Source organism: Pseudomonas sp. BJa3, from assembly GCF_026343815.1.
Classification (GTDB): Bacteria; Pseudomonadota; Gammaproteobacteria; order Pseudomonadales; family Pseudomonadaceae; genus Aquipseudomonas; species Aquipseudomonas soli.
Window position 1 is genome coordinate 107988 of record NZ_JAOXMC010000012.1, and the last position, 16804, is coordinate 124791.

Here is a 16804-nt window from a genome sequence, read left to right on the forward strand (position 1 = left end):
CCTGCGGGCCAGAACGGCGACAGGCATGGTCGCCAGGCAACCGGATCAGTATCCTAGCACCTCCTGGCCCGCCGACGCTAAACCCAAGCGGGCCGCCGAACAGGTTGAACACCGTATGAATGCTCTAGCCCGCCGCGCCGCTGGCCTGTTGCTCGGCACACTGTGCCTGCCGCTGGCGGCTTTCGCCGCCGATGTGCAACCCACCCACGAATTCATCCTCGACAACGGCCTGAAAGTTGTCGTGCGCGAGGACCACCGGGCGCCAGTGGTGGTTTCGCAGATCTGGTACAAGGTCGGCTCCAGCTACGAGACGCCGGGCCAGACCGGCCTGTCCCATGCCCTGGAACACATGATGTTCAAGGGCAGCGCCAAGATCGGCCCCGGCGAGGCCTCGCGCATCCTGCGCGATCTCGGCGCCGAGGAGAACGCCTTCACCAGCGACGACTACACCGCCTACTACCAGGTGCTGGCCCGCGACCGCCTGCCGGTGGCCCTGGAGCTCGAAGCCGACCGCCTGGCCAGCCTGCGCCTGCCGGCCGACGAGTTCAGCCGCGAGATCGAGGTGATCAAGGAAGAGCGTCGCCTGCGCACCGACGACCAGCCCAATGCCAAGGCCTTCGAGCTGTTCCGCGCCATGGCCTACCCGGCCAGCGGCTACCACACGCCGACCATCGGCTGGATGGCCGACCTCGAGCGCATGAAAGTCGAGGAGCTGCGTCATTGGTACGAGTCCTGGTACGCCCCGAACAACGCCACCCTGGTGGTGGTCGGCGACGTCAAGCCGGACGAGGTCAAGGCCTTGGCGCAGAAGTACTTCGGCTCCATCCCCAAACGCGCCGTGCCCCCGAGCAAACTGCCGCTGGAACTGGCCGAGCCAGGCCAGCGCCTGCTCACCCTGCACCTGCGCACGCAACTGCCCAGCCTGATCTACGGCTTCAATGTCCCGGCCCTGGCCACCGCCAAGGACCCACGCAGCGTCAACGCCCTGCGGCTGATCTCGGCCCTGCTCGACGGCGGCTACAGCGCCCGCATGCCGGCGCGCCTGGAACGCGGCCAGGAGCTGGTTGCCGGTGCCTCGTCCAGCTACAACGCCTTCACCCGCGGCGACAGCCTGTTCATGATCTCGGCCACGCCCAACGTGCAGAAGCAAAAGACCCTGGCCGAAGTGGAGAAAGGCATCTGGCAGTTGCTCGATGAGCTCAAGACCACGCCACCCACCGCCGAAGAGCTCGAGCGCGTCCGCGCCCAGGTGATCGCCGGCCTGGTCTACGACCGCGACTCGATCAGCAGCCAGGCCACCACCATCGGGCAACTGGAAACGGTCGGCCTGTCCTGGAAGCTGATAGACAGCGAGCTCGACGACCTCAAGCGCGTGACCCCGGAGGACATCCAGGTCGCCGCCCGCACCTATTTCACCCGCGAACGCCTGAGCGTTGCCCATGTACTGCCCGAGGAGTCCGCTCATGAGTGATCGCAGCGCACCGCGCTACACCCTGTTCGGCCTGGCGATCATCGTGCTGGTGGTGGCAATCGCCGCGCTGCTGGCGCGCCCTGCCCAGTCCGACAGCCAAGGCAAGGCAGACACCGCGGCCCGCCCGGCCAACACCCTGCAATCGCTGGCCGAACTGGACGGCAAGGCCCCCAGCCGGCGCCAGCTGAACATCCAGCACTGGACCACCGCCGAAGGCGCCCGCGTACTGTTCGTCGAGGCCCGCGAGCTGCCGATGTTCGACCTGCGCGTGACCTTCGCCGCCGGCAGCAGCCAGGACGGCGGTACCCCGGGCTTGGCCACCCTGACCAACGCCATGCTCAACGAGGGCGTGGCCGGCAAGGACGTCACCGCCATCGCCGAAGGCTTCGAAGGCCTGGGTGCCGACTTCGGCAATGGCTCCTACCGCGACATGGCCGTGGCCTCGCTGCGCAGCCTCAGCGCCTCGGACAAGCGCGAACCGGCGCTGAAGCTGTTCACCGAGGTGGTGGGCCAGCCGACCTTCCCCGAGGACGCCCTCAAGCGCATCAAGAACCAGTTGCTGGCAGGCTTCGAGTACGAGAAGCAGAACCCCGGCAAGATCGCCGGCAAGACGTTGTTCGCCAACCTCTATGGCCAGCACCCCTATGCCAGCCCCAGCGACGGTACCGCCGAGTCCATCCCGGGCATCACCCTGGCGCAGCTGCGCACTTTCCACGGCAAGGCCTACGCGGCCGGCAACGCGGTGATCGCCCTGGTCGGCGACCTCAGCCGCGGCGAAGCCGAGGCCATCGCCGCGCAGGTCTCCGCCGGCCTGCCCAAGGGCGCGGCACTGGCCAAGCCGGAGCAACCTGTCGAGCCCAAGCCGGGGACCACGCATATCGACTTCCCGTCCAAGCAGACCCACCTGATGCTGGCCGAGCTGGGTATCGACCGCAACGATGCGGACTGGCCGGCGCTGTCGCTGGGTAACCAGATCCTCGGCGGCGGTGCCTTCGGCACCCGCCTGATGAGCGAAGTGCGTGAAAAGCGCGGCCTGACCTACGGCGTGTACTCGGTATTCAGCCCGATGCAGGTGCGCGGCCCGTTCATGATCAACCTGCAGACCCGCGCCGAACTCAGCGAGGGCACGCTCAAGCTGGTCCAGGATATCCTGGCCGACTACCTGAAGAACGGCCCCACCCAGCAGGAACTGGACGATGCCAAGCGCGAGCTGGCCGGCAGCTTCCCGCTGTCCAATGCCAGCAACGCCAGTATTGTCGGGCAGCTGGGCGCGATCGGCTTCTACAACCTGCCGCTGAGCTGGCTGGAGGACTTCATGCAGCAGTCCCAGGCGCTGAGCGTCGAGCAGGTTAAGGCCGCCATGAACAAGCATCTCGCGGCGGACAAGCTGGTGATCGTCACCGTCGGCCCGAAGGTGGCGCAGCAACCGCTGCCGGCCCCTACTGACAAACCCGCCGAGCAGCCGCTCGGCGTACCGGAGCACTAATGGCAAGACCCAACACCCCCGCGCGCCCGGCCCCGGGCGCCAGCAAGGGCCCCGGCCAGTTGCGCATCATCGCCGGCGAATGGCGCAGCCGTCGCCTGGCCGTGCCGGAAGGCGAAGGCCTGCGCCCGACCCCTGATCGCGTGCGCGAAACCCTGTTCAACTGGCTGGCGCCCTACATCGAGGGCGCCCTGGTGCTCGATGCCTTCACCGGCAGCGGCGCCCTGGTGCTCGAAGCGCTGTCCCGTGGCGCGAAGGATGCCGTGGCGCTGGACAGCAACCCCGCGGCCACCAGCAACCTCAAGGACAACCTCGAAGTGTTGCGCTGCCCGCGCGGGCAGATCCTGCAGACCGACGCCCTGCGCTACCTGCAAGGCCCGGCCAAGCAGCAATTCGATGTGGTGTTCCTCGACCCACCGTTCCACCAGGACCTGCTGGCCAATACCTGCAACCTGCTGGAACAGGGCCAGTGGCTGCGCGAGCAGGCGTGGATCTACACCGAGAGCGAAGCCGTGCCCTCTTCGCTGCCGATGCCGGGCAACTGGCGCCTGCACCGTGAGAAGAAGACCGGCCAGGTGCATTACGCCCTGTGGCAGCGTGCGGCTGGCGACCAATAGCACAGGCGCGGCGGCGGTGTTTCATGGCACTCTAAGCGGGCACATCACGAGTCGCCCAGCATGATCAGCCTCACCGCCACCTTCCGCCCGGCCGCCGGCCTGTCCAACCCCCACTTGCAGACGTTGTGGGGGCCACTATGGCGCAAACTCCCCGCACTTGAGCGCACCCGCGAGCGCTTGTGGCTGGCGGACGGCGACTTCCTCGACCTCGACTGGCACGGCCCGCATCAGGCCGATGTGCCCTTGGTGCTGGTACTCCACGGCCTGACCGGTTCATCCCATTCGCCGTATGTCAAAGGCCTGCAACTGGCCTTGCAGACACGCGGCTGGGCCAGTGTCGCGCTGAACTGGCGCGGCTGCTCAGGCGAACCCAACCTGTTGGCGCGCAGCTACCATTCAGGGGCCAGCGAAGACCTGGCCGAAACCATCCGTCACCTGCGGGCGCAGCGGCCGCTGGCGCCGCTGTATGCCGTGGGCTACTCGCTGGGCGGCAATGTGCTGCTCAAGTACCTGGGGGAAAGCGGCGCGGCCAGCCAACTGGAGGCAGCGGTAGCGGTGTCGGTGCCGTTTCGCCTGGACCAGTGCGCCGACCGTATCGGCCTGGGTTTCTCGAAGGTCTACCAGGCGCACTTCATGCGCGAGATGCTGGCCTACGTGCAGGACAAGCAACGGCACTTCCGCGACAAGGGCCACCATGAAGGGCTGGCCACCCTCGAAGGCCTGGGCTCGCTGCGCAACCTGCGCACGTTCTGGGACTTCGATGGCAAGGTGACCGCGCCCCTCAATGGCTTCAGCGATGCCCATGACTACTACCGGCGCGCCTCCAGCCGCTATTACCTGGGCGAGAACCGCACGCCGACGCTGATCATCCACGCCAACGATGATCCCTTCGTGTTTGGCCATAGCCTGCCCGATGCCAGTGAGCTGGCGGCGCAGACGCAGTTTGAACTGCACAGCCGGGGTGGCCATGTGGGTTTTGTCGAGGGCAGCCTGCGCAATCCGGGGTATTACCTGGAACGAAGGATTCCGCAGTGGCTGATGGAAGGCCGATAGCCCCCCTCCAAGCAAGAGGTGTAAGAGGGGGTTGTGGGAGCGGGCTTGCCCCGCGATAGCACTCCCGGGCCATCGCTCCCACGTTACGAATTAATCGCCAGTGGCTATGCCACGCTGTGGATCATTGATCCACTCACTCCACGAACCGGCATACAGCCGCCCCAGCGGATACCCCGCCAGCGCCAGGGCAAAAAGGTTGTGGCACGCGGTCACGCCAGAGCCGCAATAAGCCACCAGATGCTCCGGCGACCGGGCCCCCAGCTTTTCGGCAAACCGCTGTTTCAGCTTGTCGGCCGGCAGGAACCGCCCGTCCTCGCCAAGGTTGTCGGTGAAAGCCGCGCACTGGGCGCCAGGGATATGCCCGGCCACCGGGTCGATCGGCTCGACCTCGCCACGGAAACGCGGCAGGCCGCGAGCGTCGATCAAGGTCATAGCAGGGTCGCCCAGGCGCTTGGACAGGTGGGCGGCATCGATCAGCAGCTTCATGTCCGGCTCCCCGCTGAAGTTGCCCTCGCGGCGTACCGGCGGGTCCAGGCTCAACGGCAGGTGCGCCGCGTGCCAGGCCTTGAGGCCGCCATCGAGAATGAACACCGCGTCGCGCTTGCCAAGCCAGGCCAGCAGCCACCAGGCCCTGGCGGCAAAGGCGCCGGGGCCGTCGTCGTAGAGCACCACCTGGCTGTCGTTGTCCACGCCCCACTCGCGCAGGCGCTCCACCAGCCGCTGCGGGTCGGGCAGCGGGTGGCGGCCTGTGCTGCCCTTGAGCACCGGCCCGCTCAGGTCGCGCTCGAGATCGGCGAAGTGCGCCCCGGCAATATGTCCCTCGGCATAACTGCGTTGACCGTAGTCGACATCTTCCAGGGCAAAGCGGCAGTCGAGGATCACCAGGCCGGGCGCATCCAGGCGTTCGGCCAGCTGTTGAGGGGTGATCAATTGCGCGAGGGGCATGACAATCTCCTGATGAATGGCTCGAAACCCCGGATCACTGCTCCAGGGCCTGGTTGAACGGGACATGAAACTCAGCGCACAGCGCCTGCACCGCGGCACGCGCGGCCGGGGTGACATACCCCAGCTCCAGCACCACCACCTGATAGACGCCGCGCTTGAACGCTTCTTCACCCAGGTGCGCGGAATGCTCGCGGGTGGTGCTGAGAAAACGTACCCAGGAAGTCAGCACGATCCAGGCATTGATGGTCAGCGACTCCAGCTGCGCGGCGTCCATGTTCAGGATGCCGGCCTCGACAAAGCCGCGGTAGATGGCCTGACCCTGCTGCAGGCAGCGCTGCGAGAAACGCCGGTAGCGGGCCGCCAGCTCCGGATCGCTGTCAAGCAGATGCTCGAGGTCGCGATGCAGGAAACGGTAGTTCCACATCGCCGCCAGCAGCGCCTTGAGGTAGAAGCGCTTGTCTTCGACGGTGGCGCTGCGGCCTTGGGGCGGACGCAGGAAACTGTCGACCAGCTCTTCATACTGATTGAACAGCACGGCGATGATCGCCTGCTTATTGGGGAAGTGGTAGTACAGGTTGCCGGGCGAGATTTCCATGTGCGCGGCAATGTGATTGGTGCTGACGCAACGCTCGCCCTGCTGGTTGAACAGCTCCAGGCTGCTCTGCACGATGCGCTCTCGAGTCTTCATGCGCGGGGCCATGCTCAGCTCCAGTCTCCAGCGTGTAATGATCGGGCCCATCTTACGGCCTCCAGCCCGTCGGGTGCACCGGCGGCCAAGTGAAAAATGGTGCACTATGGTACCAATTAGAGTATATGCTCTACTCACTCGTCAGCCCTGGAGCCGCCATGACCTCGCCTGCCGTACTTCCCCCTGTGCAATCCGACCTCGACCTGCAAGCGACGTTCGACGCCCAGCGACAGGCGTTCGCCGGCAACCCGATGCCCCCGGCCACGCAACGCCGGCAGTGGTTGAAAAGCCTGCGCGAGGCACTGCTGGCGGACCAGGAGGCCTTGATCACGAGCATCGATGCCGACTTCAGTGGCCGCAGCCGTGACGAAACCCTGCTCGCCGAACTGATGCCGTCGGTCATGGGCCTGCGCGATGCGGAGAAACAGCTGGGTCGCTGGATGCGCCCATCGCGGCGCAAGGTCGGCCTGGCCTTCCAACCAGCCAGCGCCCGGGTGCAATACCAGCCACTGGGCGTGGTGGGGATCATCGTGCCGTGGAACTACCCGCTGTTTCTCGCCATCGGCCCGCTGACCGGCGCCCTGGCCGCCGGCAACCGGGTGATGCTCAAGCTCAGCGAGTCGACCCCGGCCAGTGGCCAGGCCCTCAAGAACCTGCTCGAGCGCGTGTTCCCCACTGATCTGGTCAGCGTGGTGCTTGGCGAGGTGGAAGTCGGCCAGGCTTTTGCCCGCCTGCCCTTCGATCATCTGCTGTTCACTGGCGCCACCAGCGTCGGTCGCCATGTGATGCTGGCCGCCGCAGAGAACCTGACGCCGGTGACCCTGGAGCTGGGCGGCAAGTCGCCGGCCATCGTCTCGGCCGACGTGCCGCTGGAGACCGCCGCCGAACGCATCGCCTTCGGCAAGACCCTCAACGCCGGCCAGACCTGCGTCGCCCCCGACTACGTGCTGGTGCCCCGCGAGCGCCTGGACGCCTTCGCCGAGGCCTACCGGCATGCCGTGCGTCGCCTCTATCCGCGGCTCGCTGGCAACCCCGACTACAGCGCGATCATCAACGAGCGCCAGCTTGGCCGCCTGAACCAGCTGCTGGACGATGCCCGTGAGCAGGGTGCCCAAGTGATCGACCTCTATCCCGACGAGCCGCGCCAGGGGCGCCGCCTGCCCCCACACCTGCTGTTGGACGTAAACGACAGCATGCAGGTGATGCAGGATGAAATTTTCGGTCCATTGCTGCCCGTGGTGCCCTACGACCGCCTGGACGAGGCCCTGGCCTACATCAACCAGCGACCTCGCCCCCTGGCGCTCTACTACTTCGGCTATGAACGTGGCGAGCAGGCCCGGGTGCTGCGCGACACCCACTCCGGCGGTGTCTGCCTCAACGACACCCTGCTGCATGTGGCCCAGGATGACCTGCCATTTGGCGGCATCGGCCCGTCGGGCATGGGCCACTACCACGGCCACGAAGGCTTCCTGACCTTCAGCAAGGCCAAGGCCGTGCTGGCCAAGCAACGCATCAATGCCGCCAAGGTGATCTATCCGCCCTATGGCAAGGCCTTGCAGCGCCTGGTCTACAAGCTGTTTATCCGCTGATGCAGCGCCGCGACCTGCTGCGCTTCGGCCTGGGCGCCAGCCTGTTTCTGGGGGCGGCCAGCCTGGTCGGCTGCAGCGAGCAGACGCCGTCGGCGGGTTACCAGGCGCTGCGCAAAGACGACCTGCCGTTGTTGCAGGCCCTGATCCCCGTCGTGCTGGCCGGCACCCAGGCCTCCACGGAACAGGTGCTGCAAAGCCTCGACCATAAGCTGGCGGCACTGTCGCCTGCCATGCTCAAGCTGACCCGACAACTGTTCGACCTGCTCACCCTGCCCCTCACCCGCGGCCCGCTGACCGGGGTCTGGGGCAGCTGGGCAGAGGCCACCGACGCCGAAATTGAACGTTTCCTCGAACACTGGCGCGACAGCTCGTTGAACCTGCTGCGCCAGGGCCACGCCTCGTTGCTGCAACTGCTGCTGATGGCCTGGTACGAACGCCCCGAAGCCTGGGCGGCGTGCGGCTACCCCGGCCCACCAAAGATCTGAACACCAGACAAGAGCACCGCCAAATGTCCGTCCCCGACCCATTCCGCCTAGGCCTTGAACGAGGCTGGATCACCCACGACGGCTCGCGCCTGGAACAGGACCTGACCCTCGCCGTCGACGTCGCCGTCATCGGCAGCGGCGCGGGCGGCGCCACCAGCGCCGAACGGCTCAGCGCCGCCGGCTTGAAGGTGCTGCTGATTGAGGAGGGACCGCTGAAAACCAGCAGCGACTTCCACCTGCTCGAGCACGAAGCCTACGCCGACCTCTACCAGGAGGGCCTGGGCCGTCTGAGCAAAGACGGCGCCATTACCATTCTGCAGGGCCGGGCGGTGGGCGGCACCACCCTGGTCAATTGGACATCGAGCTTTCGCACACCGCCACAGACCCTGGAACACTGGGCTCGCGAGCATGGGATCAAGGGCCTGGACAACGACGCCCTGAAGCCGTGGTTCGAGCGCATGGAGCAGCATCTGGGCATCAGCCCCTGGGCCATGCCGCCCAATGCCAACAACGACGTGTTGCGTCGCGGCTGCGAGGCGCTTGGTCACCGCTGGGCGGTGATTCCGCGCAACGTGCGCGGCTGCTGGAACCTGGGTTACTGCGGCATGGGCTGCCCGGTCAACGCCAAGCAGTCGATGCTGGTCACCAGCATCCCGGCTACCTTGGAGCACGGCGGTGAACTGCTCTACCTGGCCCGTGCCGAGCGGTTCAGTCATGACGGCCAGCGCATTGCCCACTTGCAATGCCAGGCCCTGGACGCCCGGGGTATTCAGCCCACAGGCCGCCATATTCGCGTACGCGCCCGCCACTATGTGCTCGCCGGCGGCGGTATCAACAGCCCGGCACTGCTGCTGCGCTCAGACGCGCCTGACCCGCACCAGCGCCTGGGCAAGCGCACCTTCCTGCACCTGGTCAATTTCAGCGCCGCACAGTTCGAAGCGAAGATCGACCCGTACTACGGGGCGCCGCAATCGATCTACAGCGACCAGTTCCAGTGGCAGGACGGTGTCGCCGGCGCGGTAGGCTACAAACTCGAAGTACCACCGTTGCACCCGGCCCTGGCCAGCACCCTGCTCGGCGGCCATGGCCAGGAAAACGCCCAGCGCATGGCTGAACTGCCCCATACCCATGTGATGCTGGCGCTGCTGCGCGACGGCTTTCATCCCGACAGCCCCGGCGGCCAGGTGGAGCTGCGCGGCGATGGCTCACCGGTGCTCGACTACCCCGTCACCGGCTACCTGCGCGATGGCCTGCGCCGAGCCTGGCACAGCATGGCGCAGATCCAGTTCGCCGCCGGTGCCCGCCAGGTGATGCCGGTGCATGGCGATGCGCGCTATGTCAGCACCCCGGCGCAAGCCCAGGCACTGATCGACGGCCTGACCCTGGAGCTGCTGCGCATGCGTTTGGGCAGCGCCCACGTCATGGGCGGCTGCGCCCTGGGCGAGGACCCGCGCCAAGCAGTGTGCGACAGCCTGGGCCGGCATCACCAGCTGGAGAACCTGTCGATCCACGACGGTTCGCTGTTCCCCACCAGCATCGGCGCCAACCCGCAGCTGTCGGTCTACGCCCTGGCCGCCCTGCTCAGCGAAGCGCTGGTCGGCCGCCTGGCACGCGGCACATGACAGCCAATGGCCGCGCTGTCTATAGTGCCATCAGCCGGCCACGCGACTTGGCCGGGCGCAATCGCTGCGCTACCATCCGACTCCCCAACGCACTCCAGCCAGGATGACGCGATGAACCGAGTGTTGTACCCAGGTACTTTCGACCCCATTACCAAAGGCCATGGCGACCTGGTCGAGCGCGCCTCGCGCCTGTTCGACCATGTGATCATCGCCGTGGCGGCCAGCCCGAAGAAAAACCCCTTGTTCCCCCTGGAACAGCGGGTCGAGCTGGCCCGCGAGGTCACCAAGCACCTGCCCAATGTCGAAGTCATCGGCTTCTCCTCGCTGCTGGCGCATTTCGCCAAGGAAAAAGGCGCCAATGTGTTCCTGCGCGGCCTGCGTGCCGTGTCCGACTTCGAATACGAGTTCCAACTGGCCAACATGAACCGCCAGCTCGCGCCAGACGTCGAGAGCCTGTTTCTCACGCCGTCGGAGCGCTATTCGTTCATTTCCTCGACGCTGGTCCGGGAAATCGCCGCGTTGGGCGGTGATATCAGCAAGTTCGTGCACCCGGCCGTGGCCGACGCACTGACCGAGCGCTTCCGCAAGTAACCCTCGCGGTCACGATGTCGCGCCCGCGTGCACTGCGGGCGCGAATCCGGCACAATTGCGCCCATCGCTTTGAAACATGCCCGGGCCCGATGCCCAGGCCGGAGTCCCCATGTCCCTGATCATCACCGACGATTGCATCAACTGCGACGTCTGCGAACCCGAGTGCCCGAACGCCGCTATCTCGCAAGGCGAAGAGATCTACGTGATCGACCCGAACCTGTGCACCCAGTGCGTGGGCCACTACGACGAGCCACAGTGCCAGCAGGTTTGCCCGGTCGACTGCATCCCCCTGGATGAAGCCCACCCGGAAACCGAAGACGAGCTGATGGCCAAGTACCGCCGGATCACCGGCAAGGCCTGATGCCGTTCGTCGCCGCGTTACAGCGCGCAGCCCTAGGCGCCTGCCTGGCCCTGCTGGCCTGCGCCGCCCAGGCGCAAGGCCCCGGGCGTGCGGCTATCGCCAGCCCGCACAGCGAGGCGACCTCGGCGGCGCAACAGATCCTGCAACAAGGCGGCAACGCCTTCGACGCCGCCGTGGCCATCAGCGCCACGCTGGCCGTGGTCGAGCCCTATGGCTCGGGCCTGGGTGGCGGTGGCTTCTTCCTGCTGCGCGAGAGCGGCGCCACGCCACGGTATACCTTCCTCGATGCGCGGGAACGCGCTCCGGCCGCGGCCCGTGCGGACATGTACCTCAAGGACGGCAAGGTGCAGCCCGGCCTGTCGATCAACGGGCCGCTGGCCGCCGCGATCCCCGGCCTGCCTCAGGCCCTGGCCGACCTCGCCAGCACCCACGGCAAGCTGCCGCTCAAGGACAGCCTGGCCCCGGCCATCCGCCTGGCCAACCAGGGCTTCGCCGTCGACCGCATCTATCGAGATCGCGCCACCATGCGCCTGAGCGCCCTGCGCGACGATGCCGAAAGCGCGCGGCTGTTCCTCAGTGGCAATGATGTACCGGCCCTGGGCACGGTGATCCGCCAACCCGAATTGGCCGCCACCCTGCAAGCCATGGCCGAGCAGGGCCGCGACGGCTTCTACCGTGGCCCGCTGGCCCGCCGCCTGGCTGAAGGCGTGCGCCAGGCCGGCGGTATCTGGACCCTCGACGACCTCGCCGGCTACCGTACGGCGTGGCGTGAACCGCTGCGTTATCCACTGGCCGACCAGCGTGAATTGATCAGCAGCCCGCCGCCCTCGGCCGGCGGCGTGGCCCTGGCACAAAGCCTGGCCATGCTCCAGCGCCTGCCCTGGCAGAGCGCCGCGCCCGTGCAGCGCAGCCACTATGTGATCGAAGTGCTGCGCCGCGCCTACCGCGACCGCGGCCTGCTCGGCGACCCGGACTATGTGAGCAACCCGATCAACCGCCTGCTGGCGCGCCAGTACCTGACAGGGCTGGCCGACAGCATCGATGTGCACCAGGCCACCCCCAGCAGCGCGCTGCCGCCCTCACCCGCCTGGCGTGAAGGCGACCACACCACCCATTTCGCGGTGATCGATGGCGACGGCAACGCCGTGTCCGCCACGCTGTCGGTCAACCTGCCGTTTGGCGCGGCGTTCAGCGTGCCGGGGACCGGGGTGGTGCTGAACAACGAGATGGACGATTTCGCCGCCGACCCTGGCGGCAGCAACAGCTATGGCCTGGCCGGCAGCCAGGCCAATGCGGTGGCGGCGGGCAAGCGCCCCTTGTCGAGCATGAGCCCGACCTTCATCGAAAGCCCCAGCCAGCTCGCCACTTTCGGCACGCCAGGCGGCAGCCGCATACCCAGCATGGTACTGCTGTCGGTGCTGGGGTTCCTCGAGGGCCGGCCGGTGGCCGAGTGGCCGGCGATACCACGCTATCACCACCAGTACCTGCCGGACGTGGTGGAGCATGAACCGGGGACGTTCAGTGCCCGGCAGAAGGCCGAGCTTGAAGGGCGTGGGTATCGGTTGAAGGATGTCGGGCGTCAGTACGGTAATCAGCAGGTGCTGTACTGGAACAAAGCTGCCGGGACCTTGGAAGCGGCCAGTGACCCCAGGGGCGTAGGCCAGGCCGCGATCGTCGACTGATCCATTTCCACCTGCCCCGCGATCAGGCCTGTGGCATCAGCGCTGGCATTTCGGGCAGAACACGCTCGCCCGCTGGCCCAGCTTCACTTCGCGCAGCTCGGTGCCACACAGTTTGCATGGCTGCCCACGACGCCCATACACGAACAACTCCTGCTGGAAGTAGCCCGGCTGGCCATCGCCACCGATGAAGTCACGCAAGGTGGTCCCGCCCTGTTCGATGGCCGCCGCCAACACTCGTTTGATTTCGATCGCCAGCTTCAGATAGCGCGCCCGCGAAATCCCGCCAGCTTCGCGGCGCGGATCGATCCCGGCCGCGAACAAGGCTTCGGTGGCGTAGATGTTGCCCACGCCAACCACCACCGCGTTATCCATGATGAACGGCTTGACTGCCATCGACCGTCCCCGGGACAGCTGGAACAGGCGCTCACCGTCGAACAGGTCGGTCAGCGGCTCTGGCCCCAGGCGAATCAGCAGCTCATGGTTGAGCGGGTCGAGACTCCACAACATCGCCCCGAAGCGGCGCGGGTCGGTGTAGCGCAGCATCAGCCCCGACTCGAGCTCGATATCCACATGTTCGTGCCTGGCCGCCGGCAAGCCCAACTCGACCAGGCGCAGGTTGCCCGACATGCCCAGGTGGCTGATCAGGGTGCCGACCTCGGCGTTGATCAGCAGGTACTTGGCGCGGCGCTCGACACTGACGATGCGCTGCCCCGACAGGCGCACATCCAGGTCTTCCGGGATCGGCCAGCGCAGGCGCCGGTCACGCACCACCACGCGGCTGACCCGCTGGCCTTGCAGATGGGGCGCGATGCCGCGCCGCGTGGTCTCGACCTCTGGCAGCTCCGGCATGGCTCAGTGCCCGCCCATTTCGCGGATGTTCTGCTTGAGCTGCTCGAAGTCGTATTCGGTCAGGCCGATGTAGTCCAGCACCAGCGGTCCCACCATGTTCCACTCGTGATCGATGCTCTGGTTGCCCAGCACACGGTACGAAGCGCAGATGTGCTCGGACATCTTCAGTACCGCCAGCAGGTTCTTCAGCTGGGTCTGGGTATTGCGCGAGGATTCGTCGCGGAACACCGCCAGGGCATTGTGGTGGTTGGCGATGGCCGCGCTGATGTGCTCGGGCAGACGCCAGGACTTGGCGGTGAAGTAGCCGACCACCGAATGGTTGGTGTTGAACACGCGGTTCTCGGTGTCCACCACGCGGACCTCGTCATTGGTCTTGGCGTAGGATTCCTCCAGCACTTCCATGTAGTTGGGGAAGCGCTTGTGCATCAGCGGCACGCCGCAATCGTGGAACAGGCCAAGGGTGTAGGCCTCGTCCACGGCCTGGATGCCGGTGCGCTTGGCCAGGGTCAGGCAGGTCATGGCCACGTCCTGGGCGGTGTCCCAGAACGGGTTGAGGGTGACGATAGTCTCGTCGCTCATCTCGCCCCTGATCGATTGCGCGTTGATCAGGTTGATGATCGAACGGCTGCCCAGCAGGTTTACCGCGCGCTGGATCGAGCCGATCTTGTTCGCCAGGCCGAACTGCGCCGAGTTGACCAGTTTGAGCAGGGCGCCGGACAGGCCCGGGTCCTGCGCGATCAGCTTGGCGATGGTCTCCAGGTCCGGGTCGGGCATGTACTGCTCGAACTGCAGGTCGACCATGATCTGCGGCTGTGGCGGGATGGTGATGCCCTGCAGGGCTTGCTGGATCTGTTCGGCGGTGAGTTCCTGGGACATTCGTGCATTCTCGCTGGGGACGGGGGATTCTAACCCTGTACGCCGCCAGGGTGACTATCAGTGAATCGTTGGATCCAAGAATTTCTTTAGCTGTGGGCGCCGACCAGTTGGTCGCAGTCACCAGCGAACCTGGGGCCAACACGGTATACTCCCGCTCTTTTTTCCCGGAGCGACGTCATGTCCCTGCCCAGCCTTCGCCTCAAAGCCAATGCCGATCGCCGCCTGCGCGCCGGCCACCTGTGGGTCTACAGCAATGAAGTCGATGTTGCCGCGACCCCGCTGCAAGGCCTGAAGGCCGGCCAGCAGGCCATTCTCGAAGCCGCCAACGGCAAGCCGCTGGGCGTGGTGGCCATGAGCCCGAACAACCTGATCTGCGCGCGCCTGCTGTCGCGCGATGCCAAGCTGCCGCTGGACAAGTCGCTGCTGGTGCACCGCCTGAACGTGGCCCTGTCGCTGCGCGAGCGCCTGTTCGACAAGCCATGCTACCGCCTGGTGTATGGCGACTCCGACCTGCTGCCGGGCCTGGTGGTCGACCGTTTCTTCGACATCCTCGTGGTCCAGCTGGCCTCGGCCACCATGGAAGCGCACAAGGACGAGGTAATCGCCGCGCTGGTGCAGGTGCTCAAGCCCAGCGGCATCCTGTTCAAGAACGATTCCGCCGCCCGCGACGCCGAAGGCTTGGAGCGTTATGTCGAGACCGTCTACGGCGAAGTGCCGGACTGGGTCGCGCTGGAAGAGAACGGCGTCAAGTTCGAAGCGCCGGTGCGTGAAGGCCAGAAGACCGGCTGGTTCTACGACCACCGCATGAACCGCGCCCGCCTGGCCCCCTACGTCAAGGGCAAGCGCGTGCTCGACCTGTTCAGCTACATCGGTGGCTGGGGCGTGCAGGCCGGCGCGTTCGGCGCCAGCGAAGTGTTCTGCGTGGACGCCTCGGGCTTCGCCCTCGACGGCGTCGAGCGCAATGCCGCGCTCAACGGCATCGGCGAGAAGCTGACCTGCATCGAAGGCGACGTGTTCGAAGCCCTGCGCGAGCTGAAAGCCGCCGAAGAGCGCTTTGACGTGATCATCGCCGACCCGCCCGCCTTCATCAAACGCAAGAAAGACCTGAAAAACGGCGAGGCCGCCTACCGCCGCCTCAACGAACAGGCCATGCGCATGCTCACCAAGGACGGCATCCTGGTCAGCGCCTCGTGCTCGATGCACCTGCCCGAGGACGACCTGCACAACATCCTTCTGACCAGCGCCCGCCACCTGGACCGCAACCTGCAACTGCTCGAGCGCGGCGGCCAGGGCCCGGACCACCCGGTGCACCCGGCCATCGCCGAGACCCGCTACATCAAGAGCATCACCTGCCGCTTGCTGCCCAACAGCTAAGCTGCACCGGCTTCCACAGGTTTCGCGCTGTGCGGCACCTGTGGCAGCCGGCTTGCCGAGGCTCGACCCGGTCCAGGCGTCATGACGGCAGCGCCAGGCGTCTATCCTCCCTGGGACAGCGTTCGAACCGTGCCCGATAACAGCGGGTGAAGTACGACGCCGATTCGAATCCGCAAGCGACCCCCACCTCCAGCACGCTCATGTCGGTCTGGCGCAGCAACTGCCGGGCCTTGTCCAGCCTCAGCCGCAGATAGAAGCCACCGGGCGTGTCGTCCAGGTGCAGGCGAAACAGCCGCTCCAGCTGCCGCCGGGTCACCTGCACGCCATCGGCCAGCACCTGGGTGTTGAGAGGCAGCTCGGTGTTGCGCTCCATCTCGCCGATCACCTTCACCAGCTTCTTGTTGCGCAACCCATAGCGCGTGGCGATTTGCATGCGCTGGTGATCCTGGCGCGGGCGGATGCGCCCGAGCACGAACTGCTCGGACACCTGCACCGCCAATTCGCTGCCGTGGGCCTGGGCAATCAGGTCGAGCATCAGGTCGATGGAGGCCGTGCCGCCGGCGCAGGTGATGCGTCGACGGTCGATCTCGAACAGCTCCTGGGTCGCCTGCAGGCGTGGATAACGTTCCTTGAACGCCTCCAGTGCCTCCCAATGCAGTGTGGCCCGGTGACCATCGAGCAGGCCAGCCTCGGCCAATACCATGGCGCCCGTGTCGATCCCGCCCAGCACCACGCCCTCATGGTCGAGACGACGCAGCATGTGCTGCAACTTCAACCCATAGCACGCCAGTGGCTCGAACCCGGCCACCAGCAGCAGCAGGCGCCCGTGCTCTCCCTCCCCCAGCGCGCCGTCGGCATTCACCGACATGCCGTTGCTGGCCTGCACCGCACCACCGTCCAGGCTCAACACACGCCAACGGTACAGCGGGCCACGAAAACGGTTGGCCACGCGCAGCGGCTCGATGGCGCTGATGAAGCCCATGGCGGAGAAGCCTGGCAGCAACAGGAAGTCTATGGTTTGCGGCATCGCGTGCTCCGCAGCAAAGGTGGTCGCCTCCGTGCAAGTGTTGGTCGCCAGGGTGCGATTTTCCACCCTGCTGCCAGCGTAGCGTGTTCTC

At 66.4% G+C, this 16804-nt stretch carries 16 protein-coding genes; 11 read left to right on the plus strand and 5 right to left on the minus strand.

What is annotated here, in order from left to right; all coding sequences use genetic code 11:
- The first annotated feature begins 115 nt into the window (after positions 1 to 115).
- Genes OH705_RS16695 through OH705_RS16710 form a run of 4 tightly spaced genes read left to right on the plus strand, consistent with a single transcriptional unit; the run spans position 116 to position 4624 of the window.
- Complete coding sequence (locus OH705_RS16695; protein ID WP_038706975.1) at positions 116 to 1471, plus strand: M16 family metallopeptidase; 1356 nt, start codon at positions 116 to 118, stop codon at positions 1469 to 1471.
- A complete protein-coding gene (locus tag OH705_RS16700) occupies positions 1464 to 2957 on the plus strand; it encodes a M16 family metallopeptidase (protein WP_038706976.1) in 1494 nt (497 codons plus the stop codon). The genes OH705_RS16695 and OH705_RS16700 overlap by 8 nt, the downstream gene beginning before the upstream one ends.
- Entirely contained in the window at positions 2957 to 3571 is a 615-nt protein-coding gene (gene rsmD / locus OH705_RS16705; RefSeq protein WP_038706977.1) for a 16S rRNA (guanine(966)-N(2))-methyltransferase RsmD, read from the plus strand. The genes OH705_RS16700 and rsmD overlap by 1 nt, the downstream gene beginning before the upstream one ends.
- Positions 3572 to 3631: 60 nt before the next feature.
- Entirely contained in the window at positions 3632 to 4624 is a 993-nt protein-coding gene (locus tag OH705_RS16710; protein WP_038706978.1) for a hydrolase, read from the plus strand.
- A gap of 90 nt (positions 4625 to 4714) precedes the next feature.
- Here OH705_RS16710 and OH705_RS16715 read toward each other — a convergent pair whose 3' ends face one another.
- Together OH705_RS16715 and OH705_RS16720 are read right to left on the minus strand one after the other, a co-directional pair.
- Entirely contained in the window at positions 4715 to 5569 is an 855-nt protein-coding gene (locus OH705_RS16715; protein ID WP_267302569.1) for a sulfurtransferase, read from the minus strand.
- 34 nt (positions 5570 to 5603) lie between these two features.
- Positions 5604 to 6269 carry a TetR/AcrR family transcriptional regulator gene (locus tag OH705_RS16720; RefSeq protein WP_031315521.1) on the minus strand — a complete coding sequence of 222 codons (666 nt, stop codon included), beginning with the start codon at positions 6267 to 6269 and terminating at the stop codon, positions 5604 to 5606.
- Positions 6270 to 6415: 146 nt separating this feature from the next.
- On the opposite strand from OH705_RS16720, the gene OH705_RS16725 reads away from it, so the two are divergent.
- From OH705_RS16725 to ggt, 6 genes are all read left to right on the plus strand, one after another.
- Complete coding sequence (locus OH705_RS16725; protein ID WP_267302570.1) at positions 6416 to 7846, plus strand: coniferyl aldehyde dehydrogenase; 1431 nt, start codon at positions 6416 to 6418, stop codon at positions 7844 to 7846.
- Positions 7846 to 8331 (plus strand): twin-arginine translocation pathway signal protein, encoded by a 486-nt coding sequence (locus tag OH705_RS16730; RefSeq protein WP_267302571.1) that lies wholly within the window; start codon positions 7846 to 7848, stop codon positions 8329 to 8331. The genes OH705_RS16725 and OH705_RS16730 overlap by 1 nt, the downstream gene beginning before the upstream one ends.
- A 23-nt stretch (positions 8332 to 8354) precedes the next feature.
- Positions 8355 to 9953, plus strand: a complete 1599-nt coding sequence (locus OH705_RS16735; protein WP_267302572.1) for a GMC family oxidoreductase — start codon at positions 8355 to 8357, stop codon at positions 9951 to 9953.
- 111 nt (positions 9954 to 10064) lie between these two features.
- The gene (gene coaD / locus OH705_RS16740; protein ID WP_023631729.1) at positions 10065 to 10544 is read left to right on the plus strand and encodes a pantetheine-phosphate adenylyltransferase; all 480 of its coding nucleotides are present in this window, start codon (positions 10065 to 10067) and stop codon (positions 10542 to 10544) included.
- Between the two features lie 109 nt (positions 10545 to 10653).
- Complete coding sequence (locus tag OH705_RS16745) at positions 10654 to 10905, plus strand: YfhL family 4Fe-4S dicluster ferredoxin (protein ID WP_011531711.1); 252 nt, start codon at positions 10654 to 10656, stop codon at positions 10903 to 10905.
- On the plus strand, positions 10905 to 12587 hold the full coding sequence (gene ggt / locus OH705_RS16750) for a gamma-glutamyltransferase (protein ID WP_267302573.1): 1683 nt from the start codon (positions 10905 to 10907) through the stop codon (positions 12585 to 12587). Before OH705_RS16745 ends, ggt begins: the two co-directional genes overlap by 1 nt.
- A gap of 36 nt (positions 12588 to 12623) precedes the next feature.
- Here the strand turns inward: ggt and mutM are convergent, their stop codons facing one another.
- The gene (gene mutM, locus OH705_RS16755) at positions 12624 to 13436 is read right to left on the minus strand and encodes a bifunctional DNA-formamidopyrimidine glycosylase/DNA-(apurinic or apyrimidinic site) lyase (protein ID WP_023631621.1); all 813 of its coding nucleotides are present in this window, start codon (positions 13434 to 13436) and stop codon (positions 12624 to 12626) included.
- Positions 13437 to 13439: 3 nt separating this feature from the next.
- Positions 13440 to 14258 (minus strand): HDOD domain-containing protein, encoded by an 819-nt coding sequence (locus tag OH705_RS16760; protein ID WP_267302606.1) that lies wholly within the window; start codon positions 14256 to 14258, stop codon positions 13440 to 13442.
- Between the two features lie 231 nt (positions 14259 to 14489).
- Between OH705_RS16760 and OH705_RS16765 the strand changes: the two genes are divergently transcribed.
- A complete protein-coding gene (locus OH705_RS16765) occupies positions 14490 to 15686 on the plus strand; it encodes a class I SAM-dependent rRNA methyltransferase (protein ID WP_046853814.1) in 1197 nt (398 codons plus the stop codon).
- Positions 15687 to 15765: 79 nt separating this feature from the next.
- On the opposite strand, the gene OH705_RS16770 is transcribed toward OH705_RS16765, so the two are convergent.
- A complete protein-coding gene (locus OH705_RS16770; protein WP_267302574.1) occupies positions 15766 to 16713 on the minus strand; it encodes a GlxA family transcriptional regulator in 948 nt (315 codons plus the stop codon).
- Positions 16714 to 16804: the final 91 nt, after the last annotated feature.

What these genes read in the sequence shown, in the direction of transcription:
- OH705_RS16695 (WP_038706975.1), top strand. Translation starts at nt 116, where the DNA reads ATGAATGCTCTAGCCCGCCGCGCCGCTGGCCTGTTGCTCGGCACACTG.
- OH705_RS16700 (WP_038706976.1), top strand. Translation starts at nt 1,464, where the DNA reads ATGAGTGATCGCAGCGCACCGCGCTACACCCTGTTCGGCCTGGCGATC.
- rsmD (WP_038706977.1), top strand. Translation starts at nt 2,957, where the DNA reads ATGGCAAGACCCAACACCCCCGCGCGCCCGGCCCCGGGCGCCAGCAAG.
- OH705_RS16710 (WP_038706978.1), top strand. Translation starts at nt 3,632, where the DNA reads ATGATCAGCCTCACCGCCACCTTCCGCCCGGCCGCCGGCCTGTCCAAC.
- OH705_RS16715 (WP_267302569.1), bottom strand. Translation starts at nt 5,569, where the DNA reads ATGCCCCTCGCGCAATTGATCACCCCTCAACAGCTGGCCGAACGCCTG.
- OH705_RS16720 (WP_031315521.1), bottom strand. Translation starts at nt 6,269, where the DNA reads ATGGCCCCGCGCATGAAGACTCGAGAGCGCATCGTGCAGAGCAGCCTG.
- OH705_RS16725 (WP_267302570.1), top strand. Translation starts at nt 6,416, where the DNA reads ATGACCTCGCCTGCCGTACTTCCCCCTGTGCAATCCGACCTCGACCTG.
- OH705_RS16730 (WP_267302571.1), top strand. Translation starts at nt 7,846, where the DNA reads ATGCAGCGCCGCGACCTGCTGCGCTTCGGCCTGGGCGCCAGCCTGTTT.
- OH705_RS16735 (WP_267302572.1), top strand. Translation starts at nt 8,355, where the DNA reads ATGTCCGTCCCCGACCCATTCCGCCTAGGCCTTGAACGAGGCTGGATC.
- coaD (WP_023631729.1), top strand. Translation starts at nt 10,065, where the DNA reads ATGAACCGAGTGTTGTACCCAGGTACTTTCGACCCCATTACCAAAGGC.
- OH705_RS16745 (WP_011531711.1), top strand. Translation starts at nt 10,654, where the DNA reads ATGTCCCTGATCATCACCGACGATTGCATCAACTGCGACGTCTGCGAA.
- ggt (WP_267302573.1), top strand. Translation starts at nt 10,905, where the DNA reads ATGCCGTTCGTCGCCGCGTTACAGCGCGCAGCCCTAGGCGCCTGCCTG.
- mutM (WP_023631621.1), bottom strand. Translation starts at nt 13,436, where the DNA reads ATGCCGGAGCTGCCAGAGGTCGAGACCACGCGGCGCGGCATCGCGCCC.
- OH705_RS16765 (WP_046853814.1), top strand. Translation starts at nt 14,490, where the DNA reads ATGTCCCTGCCCAGCCTTCGCCTCAAAGCCAATGCCGATCGCCGCCTG.
- OH705_RS16770 (WP_267302574.1), bottom strand. Translation starts at nt 16,713, where the DNA reads ATGCCGCAAACCATAGACTTCCTGTTGCTGCCAGGCTTCTCCGCCATG.